The organism is Xenorhabdus miraniensis (assembly GCF_002632615.1).
This window is the reverse complement of the sequence record NZ_NITZ01000005.1, coordinates 184,467-209,935: the sequence shown is the minus strand read 5'-3', so window position 1 is coordinate 209,935 and position 25,469 is coordinate 184,467. Positions and strand designations below refer to the sequence as shown.

At 41.3% G+C, this 25,469-nt stretch carries 19 protein-coding genes and 2 pseudogenes; 10 read left to right on the top strand and 11 right to left on the bottom strand.

All coding sequences use genetic code 11. From position 1 onward, the window contains the following. Nucleotides 1–34: 34 nt before the first annotated feature. The 4 genes from Xmir_RS07235 to aptA all read right to left on the bottom strand — a co-directional run bounded on the left by Xmir_RS07235 (nucleotide 35) and on the right by aptA (nucleotide 5,281). The gene (locus tag Xmir_RS07235; protein WP_099113722.1) at nucleotides 35–1,468 is read right to left on the bottom strand and encodes a hypothetical protein; all 1,434 of its coding nucleotides are present in this window, start codon (nucleotides 1,466–1,468) and stop codon (nucleotides 35–37) included. 368 nt (nucleotides 1,469–1,836) lie between these two features. After that, nucleotides 1,837–2,256: an ASCH domain-containing protein gene (locus Xmir_RS07230; RefSeq protein ID WP_099113721.1), complete on the bottom strand. Its 420-nt coding sequence runs from the start codon at nucleotides 2,254–2,256 to the stop codon at nucleotides 1,837–1,839. Between the two features lie 181 nt (nucleotides 2,257–2,437). Next, nucleotides 2,438–3,934, bottom strand: a complete 1,497-nt coding sequence (locus tag Xmir_RS07225; RefSeq protein WP_099113720.1) for a CoA-acylating methylmalonate-semialdehyde dehydrogenase — start codon at nucleotides 3,932–3,934, stop codon at nucleotides 2,438–2,440. A gap of 15 nt (nucleotides 3,935–3,949) precedes the next feature. Continuing rightward, nucleotides 3,950–5,281 carry an omega-aminotransferase AptA gene (gene aptA / locus Xmir_RS07220; protein WP_099113719.1) on the bottom strand — a complete coding sequence of 444 codons (1,332 nt, stop codon included), beginning with the start codon at nucleotides 5,279–5,281 and terminating at the stop codon, nucleotides 3,950–3,952. Nucleotides 5,282–5,384: 103 nt separating this feature from the next. On the opposite strand from aptA, the gene Xmir_RS07215 reads away from it, so the two are divergent. The 3 genes from Xmir_RS07215 (at nucleotide 5,385) to Xmir_RS07205 (ending at nucleotide 9,099) form a co-directional block, all read left to right on the top strand. Beyond that, on the top strand, nucleotides 5,385–6,287 hold the full coding sequence (locus Xmir_RS07215) for a LysR family transcriptional regulator (RefSeq protein WP_099113718.1): 903 nt from the start codon (nucleotides 5,385–5,387) through the stop codon (nucleotides 6,285–6,287). A gap of 252 nt (nucleotides 6,288–6,539) precedes the next feature. Beyond that, a complete protein-coding gene (locus Xmir_RS07210; RefSeq protein ID WP_244170882.1) occupies nucleotides 6,540–6,968 on the top strand; it encodes a DUF2946 domain-containing protein in 429 nt (142 codons plus the stop codon). A gap of 121 nt (nucleotides 6,969–7,089) precedes the next feature. Beyond that, complete coding sequence (locus Xmir_RS07205; RefSeq protein WP_099113716.1) at nucleotides 7,090–9,099, top strand: TonB-dependent copper receptor; 2,010 nt, start codon at nucleotides 7,090–7,092, stop codon at nucleotides 9,097–9,099. A gap of 143 nt (nucleotides 9,100–9,242) precedes the next feature. Here Xmir_RS07205 and Xmir_RS07200 read toward each other — a convergent pair whose 3' ends face one another. Then, a complete protein-coding gene (locus Xmir_RS07200; RefSeq protein WP_099113715.1) occupies nucleotides 9,243–9,734 on the bottom strand; it encodes a MarR family winged helix-turn-helix transcriptional regulator in 492 nt (163 codons plus the stop codon). Between the two features lie 140 nt (nucleotides 9,735–9,874). Here Xmir_RS07200 and Xmir_RS07195 point away from each other — a divergent pair, with 140 nt between their 5' ends. Further along, a complete protein-coding gene (locus Xmir_RS07195; protein ID WP_244170881.1) occupies nucleotides 9,875–10,777 on the top strand; it encodes an EamA family transporter in 903 nt (300 codons plus the stop codon). 22 nt (nucleotides 10,778–10,799) lie between these two features. Beyond that, a complete protein-coding gene (locus tag Xmir_RS07190) occupies nucleotides 10,800–11,396 on the top strand; it encodes an NADPH-dependent FMN reductase (RefSeq protein ID WP_099113714.1) in 597 nt (198 codons plus the stop codon). Between the two features lie 220 nt (nucleotides 11,397–11,616). Here Xmir_RS07190 and Xmir_RS07185 read toward each other — a convergent pair whose 3' ends face one another. The 3 genes from Xmir_RS07185 to Xmir_RS07175 all read right to left on the bottom strand — a co-directional run bounded on the left by Xmir_RS07185 (nucleotide 11,617) and on the right by Xmir_RS07175 (nucleotide 14,185). Then, on the bottom strand, nucleotides 11,617–12,231 hold the full coding sequence (locus Xmir_RS07185) for a pyridoxamine 5'-phosphate oxidase family protein (RefSeq protein WP_099113713.1): 615 nt from the start codon (nucleotides 12,229–12,231) through the stop codon (nucleotides 11,617–11,619). A gap of 81 nt (nucleotides 12,232–12,312) precedes the next feature. Further along, entirely contained in the window at nucleotides 12,313–12,738 is a 426-nt protein-coding gene (locus Xmir_RS07180; RefSeq protein ID WP_208620398.1) for a GNAT family N-acetyltransferase, read from the bottom strand. Between the two features lie 25 nt (nucleotides 12,739–12,763). After that, complete coding sequence (locus Xmir_RS07175; RefSeq protein WP_099113712.1) at nucleotides 12,764–14,185, bottom strand: MFS transporter; 1,422 nt, start codon at nucleotides 14,183–14,185, stop codon at nucleotides 12,764–12,766. A gap of 104 nt (nucleotides 14,186–14,289) precedes the next feature. On the opposite strand from Xmir_RS07175, the gene Xmir_RS07170 reads away from it, so the two are divergent. The 4 genes from Xmir_RS07170 (at nucleotide 14,290) to Xmir_RS07155 (ending at nucleotide 21,981) form a co-directional block, all read left to right on the top strand. Then, a complete protein-coding gene (locus Xmir_RS07170; RefSeq protein ID WP_099113752.1) occupies nucleotides 14,290–15,090 on the top strand; it encodes a helix-turn-helix transcriptional regulator in 801 nt (266 codons plus the stop codon). A 649-nt stretch (nucleotides 15,091–15,739) separates the two neighbouring features. Further along, nucleotides 15,740–18,811 (top strand): autotransporter domain-containing protein, encoded by a 3,072-nt coding sequence (locus Xmir_RS07165; protein ID WP_099113711.1) that lies wholly within the window; start codon nucleotides 15,740–15,742, stop codon nucleotides 18,809–18,811. Nucleotides 18,812–18,987: 176 nt separating this feature from the next. Continuing rightward, nucleotides 18,988–20,508 carry a trypsin-like serine peptidase gene (locus tag Xmir_RS07160; protein WP_099113710.1) on the top strand — a complete coding sequence of 507 codons (1,521 nt, stop codon included), beginning with the start codon at nucleotides 18,988–18,990 and terminating at the stop codon, nucleotides 20,506–20,508. Between the two features lie 252 nt (nucleotides 20,509–20,760). After that, complete coding sequence (locus Xmir_RS07155) at nucleotides 20,761–21,981, top strand: MFS transporter (RefSeq protein ID WP_244170880.1); 1,221 nt, start codon at nucleotides 20,761–20,763, stop codon at nucleotides 21,979–21,981. Nucleotides 21,982–22,036: 55 nt separating this feature from the next. On the opposite strand, the pseudogene Xmir_RS07150 reads toward Xmir_RS07155, so the two are convergent. From Xmir_RS07150 to Xmir_RS07140, 3 genes and pseudogenes are all read right to left on the bottom strand, one after another. Next, nucleotides 22,037–22,231: pseudogene (locus Xmir_RS07150) on the bottom strand (IS982 family transposase); the annotation flags it as partial. After that, a pseudogene (locus tag Xmir_RS07145) lies at nucleotides 22,228–22,625 on the bottom strand (DUF4440 domain-containing protein). The pseudogenes Xmir_RS07150 and Xmir_RS07145, both read right to left, overlap by 4 nt. Next, on the bottom strand, nucleotides 22,625–24,007 hold the full coding sequence (locus Xmir_RS07140) for an MFS transporter (protein WP_099113708.1): 1,383 nt from the start codon (nucleotides 24,005–24,007) through the stop codon (nucleotides 22,625–22,627). Before Xmir_RS07140 ends, Xmir_RS07145 begins: the two are co-directional and overlap by 1 nt. A 108-nt stretch (nucleotides 24,008–24,115) precedes the next feature. On the opposite strand from Xmir_RS07140, the gene Xmir_RS07135 reads away from it, so the two are divergent. Further along, nucleotides 24,116–25,021, top strand: a complete 906-nt coding sequence (locus tag Xmir_RS07135) for a LysR family transcriptional regulator (RefSeq protein WP_099113707.1) — start codon at nucleotides 24,116–24,118, stop codon at nucleotides 25,019–25,021. Nucleotides 25,022–25,469 lie beyond the last annotated feature (448 nt).

Here is a 25,469-nt window from a genome sequence, read left to right as displayed (position 1 = left end):
TTTTTACTGTTTCTTCTTTGAAATCACAAATCGGTTAGCGATGAGCTACTATATTTTTGGCAGCTTCGTTCATTGCTCGAACTGCATCAACTTTATCAACAATACCCAAAGGAATGCCATATTCTGGTGTATAACGGTGCGGTGTAGAATAATAAGGAATTTCGTTGCCTGCCATAATAGTCATTAGCAACGTATTACCTTTATTATAAGAATTACTAGCATCACCATCTACCACATTCAGACCGTGCCCTATTTCATGACGCATTACTGTGGTGCCACAATCAACCAAGCCTACAGTAATTATCCTATAAAGCTCAGGACTCGTAAATCCGCACGCGCCGCCTTCTGTACCTTCATAGTAAATGCCATCTACTCTTAATTCTTTCCACCAACCTTGCACAATTGGATCTTTTGGTAATTCCATCAGTGGCCATGTAAGATCTATCCAATTATCTTTAGCCTTAACTTGTCGTATATCTTTTTTTCGTAAACGAAAGCTAGCCCCTGAATTTTCCAGCGCTTCATTTGTCGTATTTAGGCTTTCAATTAAAAGATTTTTTACTTTTTCCTCGCCTAAGCGTATAGCTGCTTTATCACTATAAAGTAACAATAAATCAATTGTTATTGTCTCTCTATTCCATGTTTGATCAGCGTTAACCTTAAATGAAACAAGTTCTCCTTTTGATATAGTATAACTTCCCCCGCTTGCTTGAATTTCAGTATCAAAAGTATAATTGCTATTAATAATAATCCTGGAGCCTGGTGTTTGGTTATCAGGGAAATAAAACTTATCTTGATAGTTTTCATCAGAAGTGTTAATTATTGTTTTTGGTGTTGTCAGAGCAGGAACAACGCCATTACTGAGATCTTTAGCTTCATAAACAATATCAGGGGAGTGCATTAGTTGCCATTTTGCATTTTCAGCTATATAGAAAAAATCATATTGCTGACCAGATTGTAAGATCATTGCACCCGGCATGTTAACATTAGAGTCATCAATAATAGTCATACAAGATGCTGATGATTTTAAAATAACTTTATCGCGATCGCCCGCAGTTTCAGGCAGTCTAATTTTTTTAATACGGTTTTCGTCATAAAAATTAACAATAGTGGTTTGTGAAGTTGGGTGAACCATTTGAGAATTAATATCTTTAGGCTTTTGTTCTCTCTGAGGAGCTGAATATACTACCCATCCTTTATAGGCAGCGATGTATTTAAAAATATATTGATCATTTTTAAATATAACAGTGGTGCTAGAAAAAAGCATATTAGAGTGATCTACTTCTGAGGAATATGTAGCATCAGAATTAATGATAACAAATGCATCATCTTTTGCTATAGCTGGAAGTTTAATTGATTTCACCCAATCACCATCATGCATAGTGAAAGTAATAATATCATAACCAGAAGGAAGCTGGCCTCCACCTAATTGATTAGGTGATGTTTTTAAGTTTTTTGATATTTTCATTTTATTTCCCCAAGTTTATTTGTTAAAAATTGAATAATAAAAAGTAATGATATTTCTTTAATGATTTTCTTGATTTAAATTCGAATGAAAATGTTATTAATTATGTTTATTGACTTATATATCTCGCTTGGTCTTCTTTATTAAGTATAGTTGTTCTTGATGCAATAACAAATTATATATTGAAAATATTTAACACAATGAAAATTATCAGGTTTAAATATTTAATGGCATGACAATATAATAATATGTTTCCAAATAATTTTTCAAAATATAGATTACTTGAAGAGTTTCATTCAGTGAGCATTTTGTTGTAAGGCCGCGATAATGCGGCTTTAATTTCTGTTCTGTCAGAAATGTCGAGAGTCTGATTAAAGTTTCTCAACAACCTTAAATTCGATAACAACAATTTCCATATCGGGTGAGAAAACACCTATTTTCTCAAAGAAACGTTGATGCTCTGATTGCCAGTAAAGCAAACTTCTGTCCCCTTCTCCTTCTTTCCAGGCCAAATCTGCGGTCATTTCGGAGAATTGCATCAAGTGCATTGCAGTGACTCTGGCGACGCAAACCGGGTTTTCTTTGCTGTCAAAGACAGTGTAGTGATTACCTACAGTAATTTTGCCATCATCTGATTCATACAAACTGAAAGGGCAAGTTGTTGCTGTTTTTATACCGTTGGCAACTAATTCGGCTAGTTCATTGTGCATAGCGGGAGAATCACCAAATACCCAACGCCCGGCTTTTGGGTATTTGCTTTCAAGCAGTTCTGTGATCTTGTCGGTTTTCATATTATCTTTTAGATGTTTCGTTAAGCTTATACGTGAACGTCTTTACTAACACAATGACACGATTTTCCACCATGGTTTTATGTCAACTATATGACACAGCTCCATATTATAAGGTTGATGAATGCAAGAGTCGGAAATATGGGCGGTAAAACAGCCGCCCATTTGAATGGGTTAATAGAGATTAATGATTGCTTGGGAAAGCGAATTGAGCTGCTTCATGATTTTCACGTTTGATCCAACGCTGAGTGATCGTTTTACGGCGTGTATAAAAACGTACACCATCCGGGCCATAGGCGTACAAGTCACCGAACAATGAGCGTTTCCAACCACCAAAACTGTGATAAGAGACAGGAACAGGCAGAGGAACGTTGATACCCACCATACCTACTTCAATTTCATTGGCAAACAATCGTGCAACTTCACCATCATTCGTAAAGACACAAGTTCCATTGCCATATTCATGAGCATTAATCAGTGCTATCGCAGCCTCTAAACTGGGGACGCGAACGATACACAGAACTGGCCCGAAAATTTCTTCCTGATAAATGCGCATATCGGGTGTTACGTAATCAAACAGGCAACCACCAATAAAGAAGCCCTTTTCATGCCCTGCGACAGACAGGTTTCTGCCGTCAACAATCAACTTAGCCCCTGCATTAATACCCTCTGTGACGTAATTTGACACTTTTTCCAAATGGGTTTTAGTCACTAATGGACCCATATCCATACCACGTTCTGTGCCCGCGCCAATTTTGAGAGTTTGAATTTGTGGAATCAATTTCTCAATTAAGGCATCAGCGGTTTGATCACCCACACATACTGCCACAGAAATGGCCATACAACGTTCGCCACATGAACCATAAGCCGCTCCCATTAATGCACTGGCAGCGTTATTTAAATCAGCATCCGGCATTAGGACCGCATGATTTTTTGCCCCGCCCAATGCCTGAACACGTTTGCCACGTCGCGTTCCTTCACGGTAAATATATTCTGCTATCGGTGTTGAACCCACAAAGCTCAATGCTTTTACATCAGGGGATTCGATCAAACAATCGACTGCTTCTTTATCACCATTCACAACATTCAATACCCCCTTGGGCAGCCCTGCCTGTTGGAATAGCTCTGCAATGAATAATGTTGAACTGGGAGCGCGCTCAGAAGGTTTAAGAATGAAAGTATTACCACAGGCAATTGCCAGCGGATACATCCATAAAGGAACCATGGCGGGAAAATTAAAAGGCGTGATGCCGGCCACAACACCCATTGCCTGAAAATCACTCCATGAGTCAATTTCTGGCCCGACATTGCGAGTGAATTCGCCTTTCAGCAACTCAGGTGCTGCTGTGGCAAAATCCACATTTTCAATCCCTCTTTTCAATTCTCCGGCCGAATCTTCCAGCGTTTTACCGTGTTCTTCACTGATCAACGCTATTATTTGTTCTTCGTGTTGTTCAAGCAGTTGTTTAAAACGAAATAAAACTTGGGCACGTTTTGCTGGTGGTGTATCACGCCAGACGGGAAATGCAGCTTTGGCTGCAATAATGGCTTGTTGTACTGTCGCTGAACCTGCCATCTCAACTTGGCGTATTACATCTCCCGTCGAAGGGTTAAATATTGCCGAGGTTCTGCCACCTGCTATGGTCATTTCACCATTAATTAAATGTGTAATTGTTTTCATACTACTTAACTTCCTTTATTTAATTTGGTGCAAGACATCACCCACGGCATTGAATAGACGATGAATATCGTCCATTTTGGCATTGAACATTGGGCCAAACTGTAATGTGTCACCGCTAAAGCGCACATAAAAGCCTGCTTTCCATAAAGCAATACCTGCCTCAAAAGGCCGGATAACCACATCACCCTCTCGTGGAGCAATTTGAATTGCGCCCACCAGCCCACAGTTACGAATGTCTACGACATTTGGGCAGTGTTTAAGCTCATGTAATGCTTTTTCGAAATGTGGGGCCAATTCGGCAGCTTGTTGCAATAAGTTCTCTTTTTCCAACAGTTCCAACGATGCCAAACCTGCTGCACAAGCAACGGGATGGGCCGAATAGGTATAACCGTGGCTGAACTCAATCATATGGCTGGGTAGAGACTGTGACATAAAGGTATCGTAGATCTTGCTGGATACAACCACACCACCCAAGGGAATGGCACCGTTGGAAACTTGTTTTGCGAAATTGAGAATATCCGGCGTTACACCAAAATATTCGGAACCACTCCAACTTCCCAAACGCCCGAAGCCGGTAATCACTTCATCAAAAATTAACAGGATATCGTGTTGAGTACAGATTTCCCGCAGACGTTGTAAGTAACCTTGTGGCGGAATAATCGCTCCGGCAGCTCCGGCAATCGGTTCGACGATAACGGCGGCAATATTACTGGCATCATGTAATTCAATCAATTTTAGCAATTCATCGGCCAGTTCAGGGCCACCAGCCGATGGCATGCCTTTGGTAAAGGCCATATTGGGTTGTAATGTATGCGGTAGATGGTCTACATCCATAAACTGACCAAACATCTTGCGGTTGCCACCAATACCACCAAGGCTGGTACCCGCGATATTTACACCATGATAGCCTCGCGCCCTTCCAATCAGTTTAGTTTTGGAAGATTGCCCTTTGATGCGCCAATAAGCACGCGCTATTTTTACTGCGGTATCGGCAGTTTCTGAGCCTGAACTGGTAAAAAAGACATGATTTAAATCACTGGGCATAAGACCAGCAATTTTATCTGCCAGCTTAAATGACAAAGGATGACCATATTGGAAACCGGGAGAATAATCCAACGTACCCAATTGTTCAGCAACAGCCTGACGGATTTCAGTGCGTGAATGACCCGCTCCACATGTCCACAATCCTGATAAGCTGTCATAGATGCGTCGGCCTTGATCATCGACCAACCAGTTTCCCTCTGCTGAGACAATTAAACGTGGATCTTGTTGAAAATGACGATTAGCACTGAGTGGCATCCAATGAGCTTTAAGGTTCAGTGTTTGAAAATAATTGTTATCTGACATTTTTTAACTCCTCGCGCAAAGTTGTAACAAAGAGTTTGCAATGAAACTACATTCAAGTTAAATCTCATTTATCGAATCATTAGTTATGAGTTTACTTACGTAAATGAAACCAACAACGCTTAGGCAAGTGACTGATTTTGATTTGAAGTTATTGCGTGTCTTCAAGATTGTCGCAGAGTGTGGCAGTTTTTCCGCAGCCGAAAGTTTACTCGGAATTACACGATCAGCAATTAGCTTACATATGGGTGACTTGGAAAAACGCTTAGGCATGCGATTATGTCAGCGAGGTCGTGCCGGATTCTCTTTAACGGATGAGGGCCAAGAAATTCTGCGGGCCAGTGAAACGATGATGGCATCCATTGAAGAATTCCGCCAGCATGTGAATCAAATACATAAACAGTTACGCGGGGAATTTAACATTGGCATTATTAATAACTTAGTGACACAACCGATGATGCAAATTACTAACGCACTGGGATGCCTGCGTACAACCAGTGCCAACATCCAGATTAATATTAGTATGAGCACACCAACAGAAATTGAATGTGGTGTGTTGGATGGAAGATTGCAGGTTGGCGCCCTACCGCTGATTATGCCGTTGTCAGGATTGAATTATTCACCACTTTATGATGAACGATCTCATCTTTATTGTAGTAACAAAAATATTATGTTTTCGAACGCAGATAATTTTGATTATAGCAAATTAAATCAATTGGATGCAGTTATTCCCAGCTATCGAATAAGTACAGAAGCGATGAATCATCATAAGTTGCTGAACAGCGCGGCGACGGCGTCTGATCGTGAAGGTATCGCGTTTTTAATCTTAACTGGTAAGTTTGTTGGTTTTCTTCCTGAACATTACGCCCATTTTTGGGTGGAAAAAGGTTTAATGAAGGCATTGGCGCCAGAACAAATTTATTACGACTCTAAAATTTCAATAGTGACGCGTAAGGGCAAACGAACTAATGCAATCCTTGGTTTGTTTTTAGATGAATTAAAAAGTTAACCCCCCTGCTTTCTTCTCTATAGGGAGAGCATAAAACCTATGGTCACCCCGTTTTTGCAATACTCGTTTTGATGGATTTTTGAGCGCAAACAGCTATGCTAACAGGCCAAAAATCAGACATGTGGTGCAATGGAACTTGGATTAATGGAAGCAACTCGCACTAACATAATAATCCAAAAAATATTTTAACAACTCAATCAAAAATGCAGTAATATTGGCGCCCAATCGTGGATATTGCTCTGGATCATTAGCTTGTTATCGCTTTTTCATCTATCACAACGCCGAACACCTGCCTTTATCGCCTTATTGGCGATTTTGATGCTGTTCATCGCGCCAGTGGTATCAAAAACGCTGGAGCACCATCGTGATGATATAAAAAGCGAAATGAATCACAGCATGTCTATGTCTGACATGCAAAACAGCAATTATCATCAAACAGCGCCTTCATCACACTCCATGAATCATCATGGTGCTGATCATATCCATATGGGGTTGATGGATGATATCGCTTGTGGTTACTGTCAGCTTCTGATTAACCTGCCATTATTGGCAGGCGGTTTTATTCCTTTCATCCTGCTGACGCTAACCGTATCCCGTGCGCCACCAGCACCACACTTCACTGGACCAATCATCCGGTTATTCTACGGAGAATCACAACCCCGCGCCCCACCCCTTAATTAGTCCACTTAATTGAAATGAAACATTTTATTTTTCTTGCCTTGTTTTGTTTGTAAGGCAATTAGGTGCTGCTTTAAACAAATTTCAAAAACAAAATTTGTGACTAATTAAGGAATATTTTTTTATGTCCACTACACAATTGTTCAGTATATCACCTCTGACAACCGCTTTGGCTATTGCCCTCGCCCTACCAACCAGTGGCATGGCTGCCAGCGAAAATTACGCCAAAGAGACAAAAGAAACACACGATGTTAATGATAGAGAGTCTGTCATCATCGTAACGGCTCCGGCTATTTCCCCGCTTGAAGTGGCGACTTCACTCAAAACGCCGCGTCAGCCAGTCCCTGCCAGTGATGGTTCTGATTACCTGAAAACCATTCCCGGTTTTTCTCAGATCCGTAATGGCGGCACTAACGGCGATCCTGTATTCCGTGGCATGTTTGGTTCTCGTTTACGAATGCTGATTGATGACGGAGAAATTCTTGGCTCCTGTGGCGGACGTATGGATGCACCAAGTTCTTATATTTCACCGGAAAACTATGATGTTCTCAGTTTAGTGAAAGGCCCACAAACTGTACTTTGGGGACCGGGTAATTCTGCGGGCACTATTCGTTTTGAACGTACCCGCCCTCAATTTGAACAATTTGGTGCCCAAGGTAATGTCAGTACCGTTGTCGGTTCCAATGGGCGTTGGGATGGTAATGCCGACCTCAGTTTAGGGAATGAACTGGGTTATATCCGTATGATTGGTAATAAATCCCGCTCTAATGATTATAAAGACGGTGATGGTCATCGCGTACCTTCTCGTTGGGATAAATGGAATACCGATGTCGCATTAGGTTGGACGCCAGATGAAAATACCTTGCTGGAATTAAATGCGGGACAAGGTGATGGCGAAGCGCGCTATGCCACCCGTATGATGGATGGTTCCCAATTTAAGCGTAAAAGTTTTGGGGTACGTTTTGAAAAATACAATATTGGTGAAGTATTTGACAAATTCGAAACTAATTTTTATTACAACTACACCGACCATGTGATGGATACTTATTCCCTGCGCCATTCAGAACATAAAATGGCTTCAGAGCCAGATCGCCTTACGATGGGCGGCCGCATGATAGGAACCTGGATTTGGGAAGATTTCAAATTGCAAAGCGGCGTAGATATGCAAACGAACACGCATCGGACTAATACCGATCGCGCTATGAAAAAAGAAGAAAGAATCGGCTGGCGTAAAAACGCGCGTTTCAGCGATTATGGCGTTTTCAGTGAATTAACGTGGGATGCGACTGAACAAAGTAAGGTTATTGGCGGAGCACGTTTAGATCGTGTTGCAGCATATAATTATAAGGCTCAACAAGAACGCAAAGATACCCTTCCCGCTGGATTTATTCGGTTTGAGCATAATCTGAAAGATATTCCCGTAATGTTTTATGCTGGCGTTGGTTATACCGAACGTTTCCCTGATTACTGGGAGTTGTTTTCTGGCAAAGCCGGAGAAGATGCTTTCACTAATATCAAGGCCGAAAAAACAACCCAATTGGATATCGGTGCGCAATATAACGATCAATACCTGAAAGGCTGGGTATCGGCTTATGTGGGTAAAGTGAATGACTTTATCTTGTTCCGTTATGGCGAGAAGAATCGTAATAACCAAGCCCATAATATCGATGCCACTATTATGGGTGGAGAAATGGGAGTTGCTTATCAGTTGGACGACCATTGGAAAACGGATGCAAGTTTAGCGTATTCCTGGGCACAAAATACGACAAATCACCGTCCTCTGCCACAAACTCCACCTTTGGAAGCACGATTCGGTCTGACTTGGGAACATGGGGATTGGACTAGCAGTAGTTTGCTGCGTTTGGTTAACAGCCAGCACAGGGTCGCCATCAATGAAGGTAACGTTGTAGGCAAAGATTTTAATAGCAGTAAAGGGTTTGCTATTTTGTCTGCCAATGCGGCCTATAAAGTGACTAAAAATATTCAGGTCAGCGCTGGTGTTGACAACATTTTCAATAAAACTTATAGCGAACACCTTAACTTAGCGGGAAATAGCGGTTTTGGTTATTCAGGTAATACGCAAGTCAACGATCCGGGACGGACTTATTGGGCAAGAGTTAACGTTAAATTCTAATATTTTCTCTTAAACTAACCTTAGTTTGCCCTGACATCAGTCAGGGCAAACTTCTTCCGGAATGGCTTTAACGAAAGATATTTCTTTTTGTGAAAAAAATTATACCTTTCAATAAAGCTACTTTTTCAGCCTGCCAGAAAGCATCAATTAGCAGATTCATTAGCCAACAACCAATCGCGTAATAACGTCGCAAGCTGCTCTTGTTGAGTTTCTGTCAATGATTCAAGAATGTTTTTTTGATTCTCTAAATGGCTTTCCACCGCCTTATCTATCAATGCCTTTCCTTCCGGAGTCAGGAAAATCTTGCAACTACGCCGATCTTCTTCATTGGCAATACGCACAATCAATCCTCTCTGCACCATATGTTCAATGCGGGTACTCATTGCTCCAGAAGTGAGCATAACGGATTGATACATTTCTGTTGGTGTCATTGGCATGTTATTACGACGGAGAGTCGCAAGGATATCAAATTCAATAGCACTAAGGCCGTGTTCTTTGAAAGCATGTTGCAAGCGTTGCTCAATGATTTTGTTTACGCGACATAGTCTTCCAATGACGCCCATTGATGATGAATCAAGGTCTGGGCGCTGCTGTTCCCACTGTATCAGTAATCGGTCAACGTGATCATATTTCATGCTTTTTATCCTGTTTATTTTTTTCAACAAAAAGATACTTGATAAAAATCGTTTAGGCTATTATTTTAATTTATCTTTATGTAAAGATACTTTTATTGATGATAAGTTCGTGTTGGTAAGCGGAGAAGAAGGAAATTCCTATGTTAGACATGTTAGACATTAGAGCCGTTCGGAATATTTTGCTGACTGCATTGGCACCCATTATTTGGGGAAGTACCTACATCATCACAACGGAAGTACTACCCCCCAATATGCCTTTATTGGCTTCTACCGTCAGGGCGTTACCAGCCGGTATCTTATTGCTGCTGATTTGCCGTACCTTCCCTAAGGGAATCTGGTGGTTACGTATCGCAGTACTGGGGTTACTCAATATCGGTGCTTTTTTCTATTTTCTCTTTGTTGCGGCTGAATATCTCCCCGGTGGAACGGCAGCACTAATCATGGCCTGCCAACCCATTATTGTGATCCTGTTAAGTGCTTATTTGTTAAAAACTTCCCTGACAATAAAACACATTATTTCTGCAATATTAGGCGTTATTGGGATCAGCTTATTAGTATTGAACTCCACCATCAGCCTAAATTGGCAAGGAGTGACTGCGGGCTTTGCAGGATGTGGCTGCATGGCGTTAGGGGTTGTATTGACTAAATATTGGAATCGCCCCACCAACTTATCGTTACTCAGTTTCACTGGCTGGCAATTAACGTTTGGAGGGTTGATATTATTACCCATCGCTGTTTTTATAGAAGGCTTACCACAAAACCTCACTATAACAAACCTGCTCGGCTACAGTTACTTGTGCCTGATCGGTGCTGTTTTCTCTTATATCGTTTGGTTTCGAGGAATTGAAAAATTACCTGTCGTAACCATCTCTTTCTTGGGGTTCCTAAGTGCATTGTCCGCCTGTTCTTTGGGCTATTTGTTTCTAAAACAAACATTTTCCTTGCCACAAATGCTTGGAGCATACACCATCATTATTTCTGTCTGGCTTTCGATTCCCCGGAGTCAGATAGAAAAAACCAATACCCTATTACTTAAGAAGTAAACAAAAAACAACAGGAAAATAAATGAAACTGACTATAATTTCAGGCAGTCAACGTCCGGACTCCCGCAGTCAACGTGTGGCCCGTTATTTGCAGAAATTAAGTAGTGAACATGGCTTTACCGAGATACAGAACCTTGATCTCTCCAATGTAGAATTACCATTACACGATGGTTTTACGACGGATATATCGGCTGAATCTCACCCCTGGCAAGCAATTGCACGGCATTTAAGGGATAGCGAGGCATTCATCTTTGTTACTCCAGAATGGCATGGAATGGCCACTCCGGCATTGAAAAATTTTTTATTACATTGTTCGCTGGCTGAATTGGGTCATAAGCCAGCATTATTGGCCAGTGTATCAGGTGGAGTTAATGGCGTTTATCCCCTCTGTGAATTACGTATGACCGGTTTTAAAAATAACCATGTGTGTTTCCTGCCTGATCATTTGATTTTCCGTCAGGGTGAGAATTTGATTTCAAACGATCTGACTTGCAGCGATGCCGCTTTTGAAAGTCGTGCTAATTATACTCTGAAGCTACTTAAATCTTACGCTAAGGCGCTTAAGCAAGTGCGTAAAGATATAGGCGAAGAAAGTAAAAATTATCAGTATGGTATGTAGATAAACGATATTCTTTCTTGCTGAATAAACCTCGGCTCAGATGTTTGAGCCGAGAATAGAGGCATTAATTTTGCCGAATAAAGTACTAATCACAATCATTACTGTATAAAAATACAGTATACCGTATTTTTGGCATTTTTGTTTAATAACAAAACATAAATTGATTAAACAAAACCCAATTAGATCAAAGTACCAGCATTTCGGAGTTGGTGCATTCCAGTTAGTACAAAGTATCTTTAAGCCTCTGTGGTAATTTCTCATCATAATCAGCGCCATCAAAGTCACCTTTGCTGATTTCTTTGAGAATATTGCCGGCACTGGGTAAAGCGCTACGTTCAAGTTGGGTAGAAACATCCCATAAACCAGAGCGTAAAATTGCTCTGGCACACTGGAAAAAGATGGCATCTACAGTGATACGTAATACAGAACAAGGCAGTATATTACGATAGGAAAAACGTTCTAACATCTCCGGATCAATAACAATTTCCGCCCTGCCATTGACACGTAATGTTTCACCGATTCCCGGAATAAGGAACAATAATGCGACATGATTATCGTGCAGAATATTACGTAAACTATCAATACGGTTATTGCCTCTTCTATCGGGTAATAGCAGCGTTTTTTCATCTTCAATGTGAATAAATCCGGCTTGATCGCCACGGGGAGATACATCCATTCCCTCTGGGCCAACCGTTGCTAATGTGACAAAAGGTGAGGCTTCAATAAAAGGACGATATACAGGGTGAATATAGTTCACTTCTTTAAAAACAGAAGCAGCCGCAGGTTTTCCGTAAATTTGTTCTAGTGTGGCGATATCAGTAACAGTTTTGTTCATTAATTGTTATCCCCTCTATATTCGTTATCTTTCAAATTACAAAATTAACTCGTAATTTGTTAATGGTATATGTTTTTTTATTTACCTCTTTAAACGCATAAAATATTCTTGGCATCCTGTATTTTCATCTATTTCTTCGCTGACAATATAAAACCCTTTCGACAAATAGAAGTTGCAACTGGCTTGGTTTTGCTGATAGACCGATAACGTAAGTTCATCTCTTCGTTTTTTAGCATCATCAATTAACGTCTTGCCAATTCCCTGCCCCTGCTTATCTGGCGATACAAAAATAGCCGCCAATTCATTACCGTGAAGTGCATAAAAGGCAATAACGTTAGAATCCTGTACATAGACGTGTACTTCTGACGCTGGGATATAAATATTTCTCATGTTTTCTACTTGGGATTGCCAAAATTCAGCCGCTACAAAATCGTGAGCTTTCATTGAAGCTTCTAACCAAATGGACAAAACTGCATCCATATCTGCTTCTGTAAATGATCTGATCACGTTTCAATATCTCCATAATGCACATCTATTTTCGATGTAATATTTTCAACAAGTAAAATGCAATAAAAGCGGCGGCAATATTGTAAAACATACTATGAACAAAGGCATTTTGGTATGTGATAAAAGTGAGAATATCCACATTATTAAAATGCCACTGAATTAGTATACTGACCACGGCAACACCAAAAGCCGCTCCAACCTGTTGTAAAGTAGCAATTATTCCTGATGCCATACCAGCAAATCGTACATTGACAAAAGCCAGAACAACATTGAGCAATGGTGTCATAACAAAACCTTGGCCATAACCAAGCAGCATCAAAATTGGCACAATCACAAATAATGGTGTTGCTATTGAGAAAGCTGTTGGAGGTAACGTTGTCGGGGATAACATTGTAATGGCAGTAATGAGAGCAACGAAAGAGATTGCATAGAGCAATGCACCGATAACTATGGCTTTACTACCAAAGCGCTTAACCCAATAAGGTGCATTAAGTGAAGATAAAACAAAGCCTATGCTGGCTGGCGCGAAAATCAGCCCCGCATCAAAGGGATTGAAACCTAAACCGTTTTGTAAAAATAATGCAAAAATAAGAAAAAATGAGCTGGAAGTAGAATAAACGAATAAAACCAATAAACAACCTAAACTAAACTGTTTATTTTTCAATAAGTCAAAATTGAAAAGCGGCGTTTTCCCTTGGGCAACGTAATGTTTTTCATGACGTAAAAATTGTAGTAGAAACAAACAAGCTAAAAAGAGTAACGCCCAGCTCCATATTGGCCAGTTCAAAGTTGGCCCAATCAAAAGTGGCAGCAGTAAGGCAAAAATACCAATGCTGGAAAGTGCCACCCCAATTAAATCTAACCCTGGTTTTTCCCGCGCAAGACTTTCGTTGATATAGCCTGAGAAGCCTAAGGCCAATAAACCGACGGGAACATTAACCAAAAAAATAGAACGCCATTGTAAATCCCATAAATTGGCAGCGATCATCCAACCACCTAAAGTTTGCCCAGCAATAGCGGCAAAACCCAACGTCATTCCCAATAAGCCAAACGCTCGACGGCTATTATCCCCGTCAAAACTGATACGAATACTGGAGTAAACCTGTGGGAATAACAACGCTGCTGATAAACCTTGCAAAAATCGCGCAAAAATCAGAAAAATCGCTGTGGGTGCAAGACCACAAAGTAATGATGTTAGAGTAAAAGCTAATGTGCCTAATTGAAATAATCGTCGCCGGCCGAATAGATCACCCAAGCGCCCTCCTGTAATCAATAACAACCCAAAACCAATTTCATAGGCCACAATAACCAGCGTAACCTGAAATAACGTTGCCTGTAATTGTGATTGGATATTGGCGATGGCAATATTGACAACGAAAAGATCAAAGATAGTCATAAATCCGGCTGATAACAGCACTGACAGGGCTAAGTAATCTCTTTTAGACATATGTAATTCCCCGCAATGTTTGAGATAAGCGGATTTTAATGATCTTATTATCCTGTTACAATTTAACAGGTTATACTATTACTAATAGTAATGGATTGAAAATTATGACGAAATTGAAAAGAAGTCGCACCGAATTAGCTAACTTTTTACGTACCAAAAGAGAAAGTATCAGCCCTGAATCCGTTGGATTACCCCATATAGGGCGTCGTCGTACCCCGGGATTAAGGCGTGAAGAAATAGCAGCTCTGGCTGGTGTCGGTGTCACTTGGTATACATGGTTGGAGCAAGGTCGGGAAATCGGGGTATCAGCCTCTTTTTTGGATAATCTGGCTAAGATATTGAAATTGAATACGGCTGAGCGTAGGCATCTGTATTTACTCGCACATATGCGTGAACCTATAGAAACCGGACAAACGTTGTGTGTGGTTTCCCCACTTGTCAAACGGCTTATGAATGACTTATCTCCTCATCTAACTTATGTATTGAATTTGCATTGGGATGTTTTAGCCTTTAATCAACCAGCAGATGAGTGTTTTTGTTTTAGTCAGGTTGGAAGTGAACAGAGGAATTTTTTGTGGTTATTGTTCACCAATGAACATTATCGAGAATTGTTTTGTCATTGGGAACGAGATGCTTATCGTTTACTGGCCAGCTTCAGGCGCGATTATGCCCTTGCTGCTAAAGACAATTATATTCAAGAATTGGTCAATAAATTGCTTAAAACTTCACCTGATTTTTATGGAATGTGGCATAAACATGAAATCTATGAACCTTGTAATGGAGTGCGGGAGCTGAATGTGAATGGACAGGCAACTACTTTCGGCTACACTTCAATGATTACTGATGCCGAAAGACATTTGCGCTTGATTATTTATGCTAAAGATTGTTCGGATCTGCCCGAATAAAACAAGTGTGGATATGAATATACAATCAATATTTGAATAAGATATTAAATTATTTATTAGTGCGCATGCCAAATAATATTAAATTTTGAAATAACCTCTTTGTAAAAATAATATTTTATACAGAAAGTATAACACTCTAGTATGTAGAGTAATTATTTTAAAAAGAGTATTCCCCATTCTCATTAATATCCATAAATCATCTACTGATTTCAAACGGGATTATTAAGTGACTAAATAGAATAAGACACTGCTCTCACAGTCTCAAAAAAGACACCTCAAAACCACAAAAAAATTACATTTTAACAACAAATTAAACATTTTCTACTATATCAAAAAATAACTTATTATTTTTCAGCAACATAAATACACTCTTTATTAGATGGTCTTTGTTTTTTTGTTATTAATTGGTTATAAATAAGTTAATGTTTTTATTGCAATTTAGCTTTAATTATTATGCTATAGCAACTCGCAGGTAAAGAACATTATGATCGGCATTACCCTATAGACAGTCGAAAAAATATAGGGTCGGTCTGCTACTGCCTGCTTATTGTAATTTAATCATCGGTTTTATTAATAAGGACTTTTCAAGGAGCGATGTGCCAAACAGCGAATTGAAAGTTGCCCCTTTTTGAAAAATGGATCATCTCTTATGAAAAAAAATAATCCGGCACGACCGATCTTTTTGTGGATGACGTTATTAATTGGAACATTACCTGTTAGTGCTTCAATGGCTGCGGCTGAATATCAGGAACAGGGTAAAAAAAACTCACCAAGCAGTTGGCTATCTGAAGAGTTTAATCATCAATGGGGATTGGCTGCTATTGGTGCTCATTATGCTTATGCTCGTGGTTACACGGGTAAAGGCATTAATGTTGGTGTACTCGATGAAGCTGTTACCAATCATCCTGAGTTTGCAGGTAAGTTGAAGATTCTGAGTCCAGAAGACCCATGGAACTATGACAAAAATATCTTTGGGAATATCGAGTTCGGTGCCCATGGTAACCATGTTTCAGGGATCATTGCAGCAAACCGGGACGGTAAGGAAATGCACGGTGTGGCATTTGATGCGGGTTTAATTACAGGGAAATATTTGCAAAATGACTATAACCGCACAGAAGCCATGATCCAAAGCGATGTACGTGTAATTAATAACAGTTGGGGTGTTCGCCCTCGCTACTATACTGATGAGAACGGCAGGCCTAAACGGAGACCAGATGGTACGATCGATTACTATAAAGTCACTCTGCAAGATGTTATTAATTATATAACCCCCATTAAAGATGATCTGGATCGGTTAAGTCGTTCTCCAATTCCAGAACTCGATGATTATACAACCAGAAGCGCAGGTCTGTTGCGTGCGGCACGTCATGGGAAATTGGTTGTTTTTGCGGCAGGAAATGCAAATAACTATAACGTCACCTGGTTTCATGCAGGTATGCCGTATTTCTTCCCTGACGCGTTGAAAAACTACCTCAGTGTTGCCAACCTGACCAGAGAAAATGAGATTAATGTCTCATCAACGAGTTGCGGATATACTGCCAGCTATTGTTTGTCTGCACCAGGGACAAAAATTTACAGCAGTACAGGCGATTTTATTTCTAAAGTTGATGGGGAACTCGATGAAGATGCTCTCAAAAATGGTGAGTTGACGATCGATCCTACTTATGATGCTTATACCGGTACATCAATGGCATCACCCCATGTAGCAGGGGCCGCCGCCGTCTTAATGCAACGCTTCCCTTATATGACTGCCGGGCAAATTTCTGATGTCCTCAAAACCACGGCTACCGATTTGGGTGCCCCCGGTTTGGATGACATGTATGGCTGGGGAATGTTGAACCTGAAAGATGCCATTGATGGCCCTAAAATGTTCATTACTGAAAATGATATTCCTAAAAAATACTATATTCCGGGCTCTTATACTGAAACCCAGTTTATTGCCAATATTCCGGGTATCGGTGAGTTGGTTGAAAAAGGTACGACTGTAGAAAGAATATGTAACAGTATTGAATGTGTCTATGACAATTGGAGCAATGATATCTCCGGTCACGGTGGATTGACGAAAATTGGCAAAGGAACACTCGAACTTGCGGGTAAAAATAGTACTTACAAAGGGCCGACTTTGGTAGAACAAGGCCATTTGCAAGTCAGTGGTTCCATAACTTCTGATGTAACCGTGTATGATGGTGCGACTCTTGGAGGAACGGGTACTGTCGGTTCTCTTATGGCTAATACCGGAGCCAATATTGCACCAGGCGAGTTAGAATCAAGTGGTACGCTGAACGTTGATCGCAATATTACCTTCCAAAATGGTTCACGTTATCTGGTAAAAGTGGCACCAAATAACCAGAGTAATGGCAATCGCATTATCAGCAATGGTTTGGCAACGCTGAAAGGTGGTGAAGTACAAGTTACACTGGAAAACAGCAGTAATTTACTATCAAAACAAGAAGTTCGTAGCCTTCTTGGTCAGCAATACAATATCTTGCAAGCAAACAGTGGTATCAATGGAAAATTTGCTTCCGTAGTACCAAACTATCTGTTTGTTGGTACTGAACTGAGTTACCAGACTGATCAGAATTACCAAACTGCCCGGGTGATGTTGGATATAAAACGTAATTCCACCAAATTCGCCAGCTTTGGGATGACTGCGAACGAACGCGCCGTGGCTGATGCGGCTGATAAACTGGATCTCGGTCATCCGGTTTATGAGAGCATCTTAATGTCTGATACGGCAGCCCAAGCTCGCCAGGCATTCCAACAATTTTCTACCGGACAGATTCATGCTGATATCGCAGCGGCACAAATCAATAGTAGCCGCTATCTGCGCGATACTCTGAATATCCGTTTGCGTCAGGCTGATGGTGGAACTATCGGACAGGATATCAAGGCGGATAAAAACGGCGCTTGGGTGCAAATCATGGGCAACTGGCAACGTGCGAATGGTAACAGTGAAGTCAATGGATATCGTGTATCCAACTATGGTGTGTTACTGGGTGCAGATAGAGAACTGGGTAATGATTGGCGTCTCGGTGTAGCTACTGGTTATACCCGTTCTTCACTGAAAGGTGGCTACAGTACTTCAGCACGCAGTGACAATTTCCATCTGGCTCTATACGGTAGCAAGCAGATTGAGGCTTTAGCGTTGCGTGCCGGTGCTGCTTACAGTTGGCATCGCTTTGATACAGAACGTTCAATTGCCTTTGGTCAACAATCCGATAATCTGAAAGCCAAGTATAACGGCCAAACTGGTCAACTGTTTACTGAAGCAGCTTATGGGATGAATACATCTTGGTTGAATCTGGAGCCATTCGTTAACCTGTCTTACGTTAACTTCCGTAACGACAGCATTAATGAACATGGCGGTGCCGCGGCACTGAATGGTCGCAAACAATCGAAAAATGCGACCTTCTCTACATTAGGTTTACGTGTAGATCAAAAATGGCAGACTGAAAATGAACTGACTGTGGGCGTATATGGAGAACTGGGTTGGCAACATCAGTTTGGCAACGTAGATCGTGACACTAAATTAAGCTTTAGCAATAGTAACTCAACGTTTACTGTCAACAGTGTATCAGCAGCCCGTGATTCCGCTGTAATCAAAGCAGGTACGGAATTAGGTATTAATGAAAACACTAAGTTGTCACTGGGATATAACGGCGTTCTGTCAGGCAATCATAAGGATAACGGCGTATTCCTGAATGCCAAATGGCGCTTCTGATCGATAAAAATAGATGTTTTTTAATAGCAAAAACTCACTGCTGACAAAGATTGGCAGTGAGTTTTACTTTTTAGGTCATTTGTATCTGCTTTAGCACAAATCACTTCGGTAGCATCGGGTAATGATTAAATCTGATAATGGATTCAAGTCATTAGAACATCTAAAGGAGGAAAAATATGGCTTATCGTAAAACTCTATTAATCAGTTTATTTTCTCTGTCAGCAATTTCAAATGCTTTGGCTTTGAATAGCTCTGTACCTTTTGAGGCACCAAATGATAATGGTGCTCCATTAATGAAATCAACTGACCCCGGCGCTGAAAAATACAGAACCGTTGGTAAATTCAATGGCAACGCACACTGTACTGCAACTTTAATTGCTGGTGAAAATGCACCTGATAAAAATACCCTCGCATTGATATTGACTGCTGGTCATTGTGTAGACAGTAATGTAGGCACAAATGACGTGATAGCTGATCAACCGGCTCCTGATTATTGGGGATATACTCCGGATTACTTCATTGATAAAAAAGACAACCTTTCTCTGGTTAAAGTCAACCGTATCTTGTATTCAACGATGAAAAACGAAGATATCGCCGTATTAGAGCTGAAAGCAACTTATGGTGAATTAGCCCAAAAAGGCTATCATCCGATGAAGTTGAAGAAAAATCTTGAGATGAAGCAGCAACCTATTGTGTTAACCCATATTCCTGTCAATAACGTTGATTACAATTACGCTTATCTCAGAAAATCTGAGTGTAATATTACTGGAAAGTCTCCAGAATTGTATGAAGGTGGCTCGCCCTGGTTTTGGTCTCCGGTTTTCTCAGTTAACTGCGCTGGTGTAGTCGGTGGAAGCTCTGGTTCTCCTGTTTTTGAGAAAGGTCAAACAAACGTAATTGGGGTGCTTAATACAACGACAGAACCTGGGATGACGGGTTGTGGGGGTAATAGACCTTGTATTATTGAGAACAATAAGGGAGTTCCACAGGAAGGTATTAGCTATTTCATTCCTGTAGATAGCATTGCGAATGCACTCACAAAAGATAGTAAACTTGACCTGTCTAAGCTCCAAAATGGCAGTGGCAATGTTCTGGAAAAAACGAATTTCTGGTCGCCGTGGATATCTCAGAGTGTTGATCCTACTAGCGGAGAGAAAGCAAAATGGGATGTTGTTATCAAGGAAAATGCCAACGTCAAGAATATTCGATACAAAACGGGCTTAATCAGTGAAGTAAATTGTGCAGATGAAGCTGGATATGGTGCCCCCGCTCTTGCTAGCCAGAATCCGCTGCAAAACTTGCTACTTCCAGAAAAAGATGGGATCTACAAGCTTTGTGTGATTAACCAGAATAACGATGGTCAATGGCAGAAAACTAAAGACGCATCAATCATGTTGCGGGAAATTGATAATACTCCACCATCAATTAAACCCACTCTGCATGTAAATGATTATGGGAATGGTACTTGGACTGTAACAGCCGAACCTCGTCCATATGAACTCGGAAGTATCTTTGTCAAATATGGCCCTAAAGCGACAACCCATTGTGACGATAAAGCAGATTACAGTTTCTTCTGGAGACCAGTAAATCTGGATAAATCTAAAGCTCCATGGCGCGTCTGTGCATATGGTGAAGATACAGCAAGAAATGCCGGCCCGATTAATGTGCTTGACTTTGATTCTACTATTGCTGAGTAGATAGCTATCTAGCAAATTGGAGATGTGGGACAATAAAATACCATTGTCCCATTTTTCTTTAATTTATCACTTATTTTTCCTGACGATAAAAATCATTCCTTCTGCTCGATCGTGATTGCTATGTTGAAAAAACCTTAGTATCATTTTTACCCTCACCTGCATATCTTGTCGTTCTCTGTACCACCATCGCTTTATCAATCCTGAATATTCCTGCTGAAATCTCTTTCAGTCAAATTTCCATCAGTCAAATATTTGAATCCTATTTCTATTAAAGGAGGCTTGAATATGCCATCGCGGACTATTCCACCAGCCATTTCTCCGGTTATTTTGCTTATATTTTCATTTGCTGTATTTTTCATCGGTGCGACAGAATTTATGTTATCTCCTATGCTCAAGCCCTTGGCTGAAGCATTTAAAACGACAACAGATAAATCGGTTTGGCTGGTATCTGGGTATGTTTTTGCTTATGCACTTGCTGCACCGGTTTTTGGTTGGTTATCTGATCGAATAAATCGACGTAAACTATTATTAGCCTCCCTGTTATTTCTTGCCCTTGACGGTTTGGCATTAACGGTGGCTCCCAATCTGGAGATTGCAATTGGATTACGTATCTTTGGTGGCATAGCTTCAGCCGCTTTGATTCCAACTATCTTCGCGTTAATTGCGGAAATTTTTCCACTCCACAAACAAGCGTCAGTTATGGGGATCGTCATGCTAGGTATGACTGGTGGTATAGCAGGCGGCCCTCTTTTTGCCGGTATTTTAACGGAGTTATCTGGCTGGCGGATACCATTTCTGATAAGTGCAAGTGGGTGTCTTTTACTCTGCATTTTAAGCAAAAAATATATTCCAGACCTGATTAATATTCGAAAAGCGGAGCTTCAGACCGTCGCATTTCAATGGGTACACCAAGGCAATTTAACACTCCCTCTCATTGCAAAAGGGCTTTGGAATGGAACGGCAGTATCTACTTTTATTCTGGCTGGAGAGGTTCTAAGGCAGCATTATGGATTGGGAACAGGAGCAATTGGCCTATCCGTTTCTGCATTTGGTATTGGACTTGGCTTAGGTAATCTGTCCGTCAGTATTGTAAAAAAGTTGCATGTCAGGGATGAATGGATTCTTTTACTGGCAACAGTAATACTGTTTATCACTATTTCTGCATTTATGCTAATGCCTCTATTCCTGTTTTTCAGCCTTGGTTGTTTGATGTTATGGGGATGTTCGCTTGGCCTTGCAGCTCCGATAAGCACTTCCATTTTGGCAAATCGGGCAGCACAGAATAGAGGCCAGATATTGGCAGTTTCAGAAAGTATGAATAATCTGACAATTTTATTCTTACTCCCTATTGCCTCCAACTTACTGATACAGCATGGTGTTACGATAACCATGATAGCGCTAGGGAGCTTCTTTATAGTGGGAATTGGGCTGTCACTACGGGATCTTACGTCTCCCAAAATTTCAGCAAAATAACGCTTATCCCAAATAAAATCATTTCGACGAATAGCTAAGTTAACCCGAATTTAGTTTAAGCCATCGCTGGGAAATCTTCTTCTGAGTAGAAAACTTTCAGTGATGGTTTCTTCCATTTAGGGCAGTAAGCAATCACGCCACCTAAAACAGTCAACAGAAATTCTTTTATACTTCGGTGGTGAGAATGCTCTATTTGAGAAAGGGGTTTTAATTACCCATTAATTGTTTCGATGATAAAGCACCTTGTTAGCCTGGATTGTTTGGCTGTAATGTTTCGTGCAAATGAAGCCAGACAGGTGTATCTGCATGAAGGTTAAAGACAGCGGTTGACCAGCGAATTGTGGTCTCTTTGTCGGGCTCGGTCTGCTGTTCACGATATAAAATTACAGCCCCACTCTCCCACTCTTCCACTCTTCCAAGACACACAGCGAATCCACAACAATATGTAATCCCGGGCGGCTTGCACGTTTAGCAACAAAAAAACGGCCCAGAGACTCATGATCAAGCATCGTGCCTGTTATCGTGATCATTGAATAATCCTGACTGAACCGGTCAAGGAGTGTCTGCACGTCTCCTTCACCTTTGCCAAGCCAGTTCTCAATGGCAACATGAGCTTCCAACACTTCATTAATATAATGGTTCATTATCTATTCTCTTCTGCTGATAAAAGATTACGTTTTATGTTCCGGTTATTAATACTCAAGCTGAGCAGGAGTGGAATAAGAGCACCGGCTACTGCTGTATAAAATGTCCACATATAAGCCTGTCGCAGTGCGAGATGGCTAATAAACAGATTGAGTAGCAGGCTCAACAGCGCTACACCAAAGCAGAAACTGAGCTGACGGTTTATGTTCCACAATGCACTTGCTTCAGGCATGGCTGTGGCTGATACCTCAAGGAAAGCACTACTCTGGGCGGTGCTGCTACACAAACTCCCCCCCATCCCCATCAGTGCAAAAGCCGTCACTAGCAGGTAGTTTTGCCCGTTGTGCGTCACTACCGAAAGTAACAAAATGCCTATCGCCTGTAGCAAACAGCCAGTCATGATGAGTGGTCGTAGTCCCAAGCGGTTAAATGTTTTGCCTGTAACAGTGATCGCTAGAAACGAAGCCAGTGACCAGGGAATCATTAATGCTCCTGTCTCAGCGGCGGACATACCGAGAAATGTTTGCAGATAAATGACACCAACCAGACTTACTCCCATAAACAAGCCAGGCACGAACTGATAAACCAGCATTGAGAAGCGCATTAATGGGTCAGAAAGGAGATGAAAGCTGAAAAGTGGCTCAGAATGCCGACTACTGCGAATAATGAAAAAGGCTAGCAGAATGATACCCGATAAGAAAAGTATCGTGCCTTTTGCAATGCTTCCCGCCTCACTCATTTTTGTCATTCCGAGTAAAATGAGAAATAGGCCAGCACATCCGATTACAAGACCAGAGAAATCGAGAGCTTTATTTTTTTCAGACGTGATCCCGTCCTGTAACCATATGAAAGCCAGTATCAGTGTCAGCAGGATTAGCGGCAAACTGGCAAAGAACACCCAGCGCCAGTTGAGCATTTGGACCAGCAAGCCACCCAAGGCAGGGGATAGAGCAGGAGCTAGTAGTGCTACCAACATAATGGCAGATGAAAGTTTAGCTCGCTCATATTTTGCATAAAGCTGCCACGTCAACGCCTGACCGACTGGTATTAACAGTCCACCACCAATGCCCTGCACAACTCGATAGAAAACCAGTTCTTCAAGTGAATGTGCAAATCCAGATGCCGTTGTTCCCAGTGCAAATAAGGCTAACGAAAGTAAAAACACCCGCCGGGCACCTGCACGCTGTGTCAACCACGCACTGAGAGGAATAATAAGCGTGAGCCCACATATGTAGCCATGACTGATCCATGCTAACTCTGCCACTGAAGCATGCATTTCCTTACCTATAGTGGGATAAGCAACATTGGAGATAAATATATTTACTAAGTCGAGGAAAAAGCCAAGAAGGTAAACGACCGCCACTTTACTACGATAATTCATACTCTCTTCCCTGTTAAAAATGAATAATATAATTCCGGTAATGGGAAGGATAAAGAGCTGCCGCACTGATACACTGTCAAAAAATATTTGACAGTAAGTGGAAGATTTATGCTCAATTTACAACGTGTAGCAATGTTTGTGGCCGTGGTAGAGGCGGGGAGTTTCACATCAGCAGCCACCACGCTCAGACAAACGAAGGCAGTAGTTAGTTTTAACATTCGGCAACTGGAGGAGGAGCTTGGTGTGTCGTTGTTGCTACGCACTACCCGACGTCTAGCACTTACGCAAGCGGGGGAGGCTTTTTACCTGCGTAGTGTTCATCTTCTAAAAGAAACAGAAGATATTGTGAATGATGTGCAATTCAGTCATAGAGGATTTGGTGGTGAGTTACGAATAACCAGTACACCGGAATATGGCACTACAATGATCATCCCCGCTTTAGTGGCATTCGGGCAGGCACACCCGGAGCTGAGTATTCGCTACGTTTCGTCTTCCTATCATGCCGATCTTATTTCAGAGCACTTCGACGTTGCCATTCGCCTTGGCAAATTGGCTGATTCCAGTTATCACGCAGCGATAATAGACAACTTTTCAATAATCCCAGTGGCCGCGCCGAAATGGATTAAAAATAACCCGATAGATTCGCTTAATATGTTGGGTCAGGTGGAATGGGTTATTCATACTCGTCTCCAGTCCCCTCTGCGCTGGCAAGTAACGGGTCCTGAACAGCAGAAGATCGATTTTTCCATCACTGGACCCGTCAGGTTCTCAACTGACAGTGCTTCTGCGCTGATGAGTTTCATACTGGAAGGCTGTGGTGTTGCGCTGTTACCGGAGTGGCTCGTCCGGCCCGCTTTAGCAAGCGGGGAACTACAACATCTACTGCCCGATTACCATTTCCCTTTGCAGGGCGTGTATGCGGTTTACCCTAATACCCGCCACATCTCCGCTAAGGTACGTGCTCTGATTGATTTTCTTCAGAGACGCTCAAGGGACCGGGCTACTAAAAACTGACAAATGCTGGTTCGGGCGCGAATATTTTTGATGATGGCTGAAGGCCTTGACGTGTTGAGCCGGGACCAGCCTGACGGTATATCCCATCCATGAGATGTTCTCCCGAAATTCAGTGCATCGGAAAGAAAGATGGCACTGTTTGCCTCTGAAAAAGGGAGCGTCCATCACATCACTTCAAACTATGACAGACTGCATAAGTTGTGGGTAGCGTTGCATTTGGAAGTTGAATCTGCCAGTCACTGAGTTTAAATTAGTAGACACTTATCATTCCAGCAGGGCGCGAGCATACTTTGATTGATATTTATCCTTAAAATGTAAATATTATTCTTTAACTCTATGGCCTCCTATAAAAGTTTAAAGAATTGTTCATTTGATTGCATTTTGCTCGATCGGATTTTGCAGCCAACAAAAAGGCAGCTTGAAAGACGCAGAGTATAATTAGAAAAGA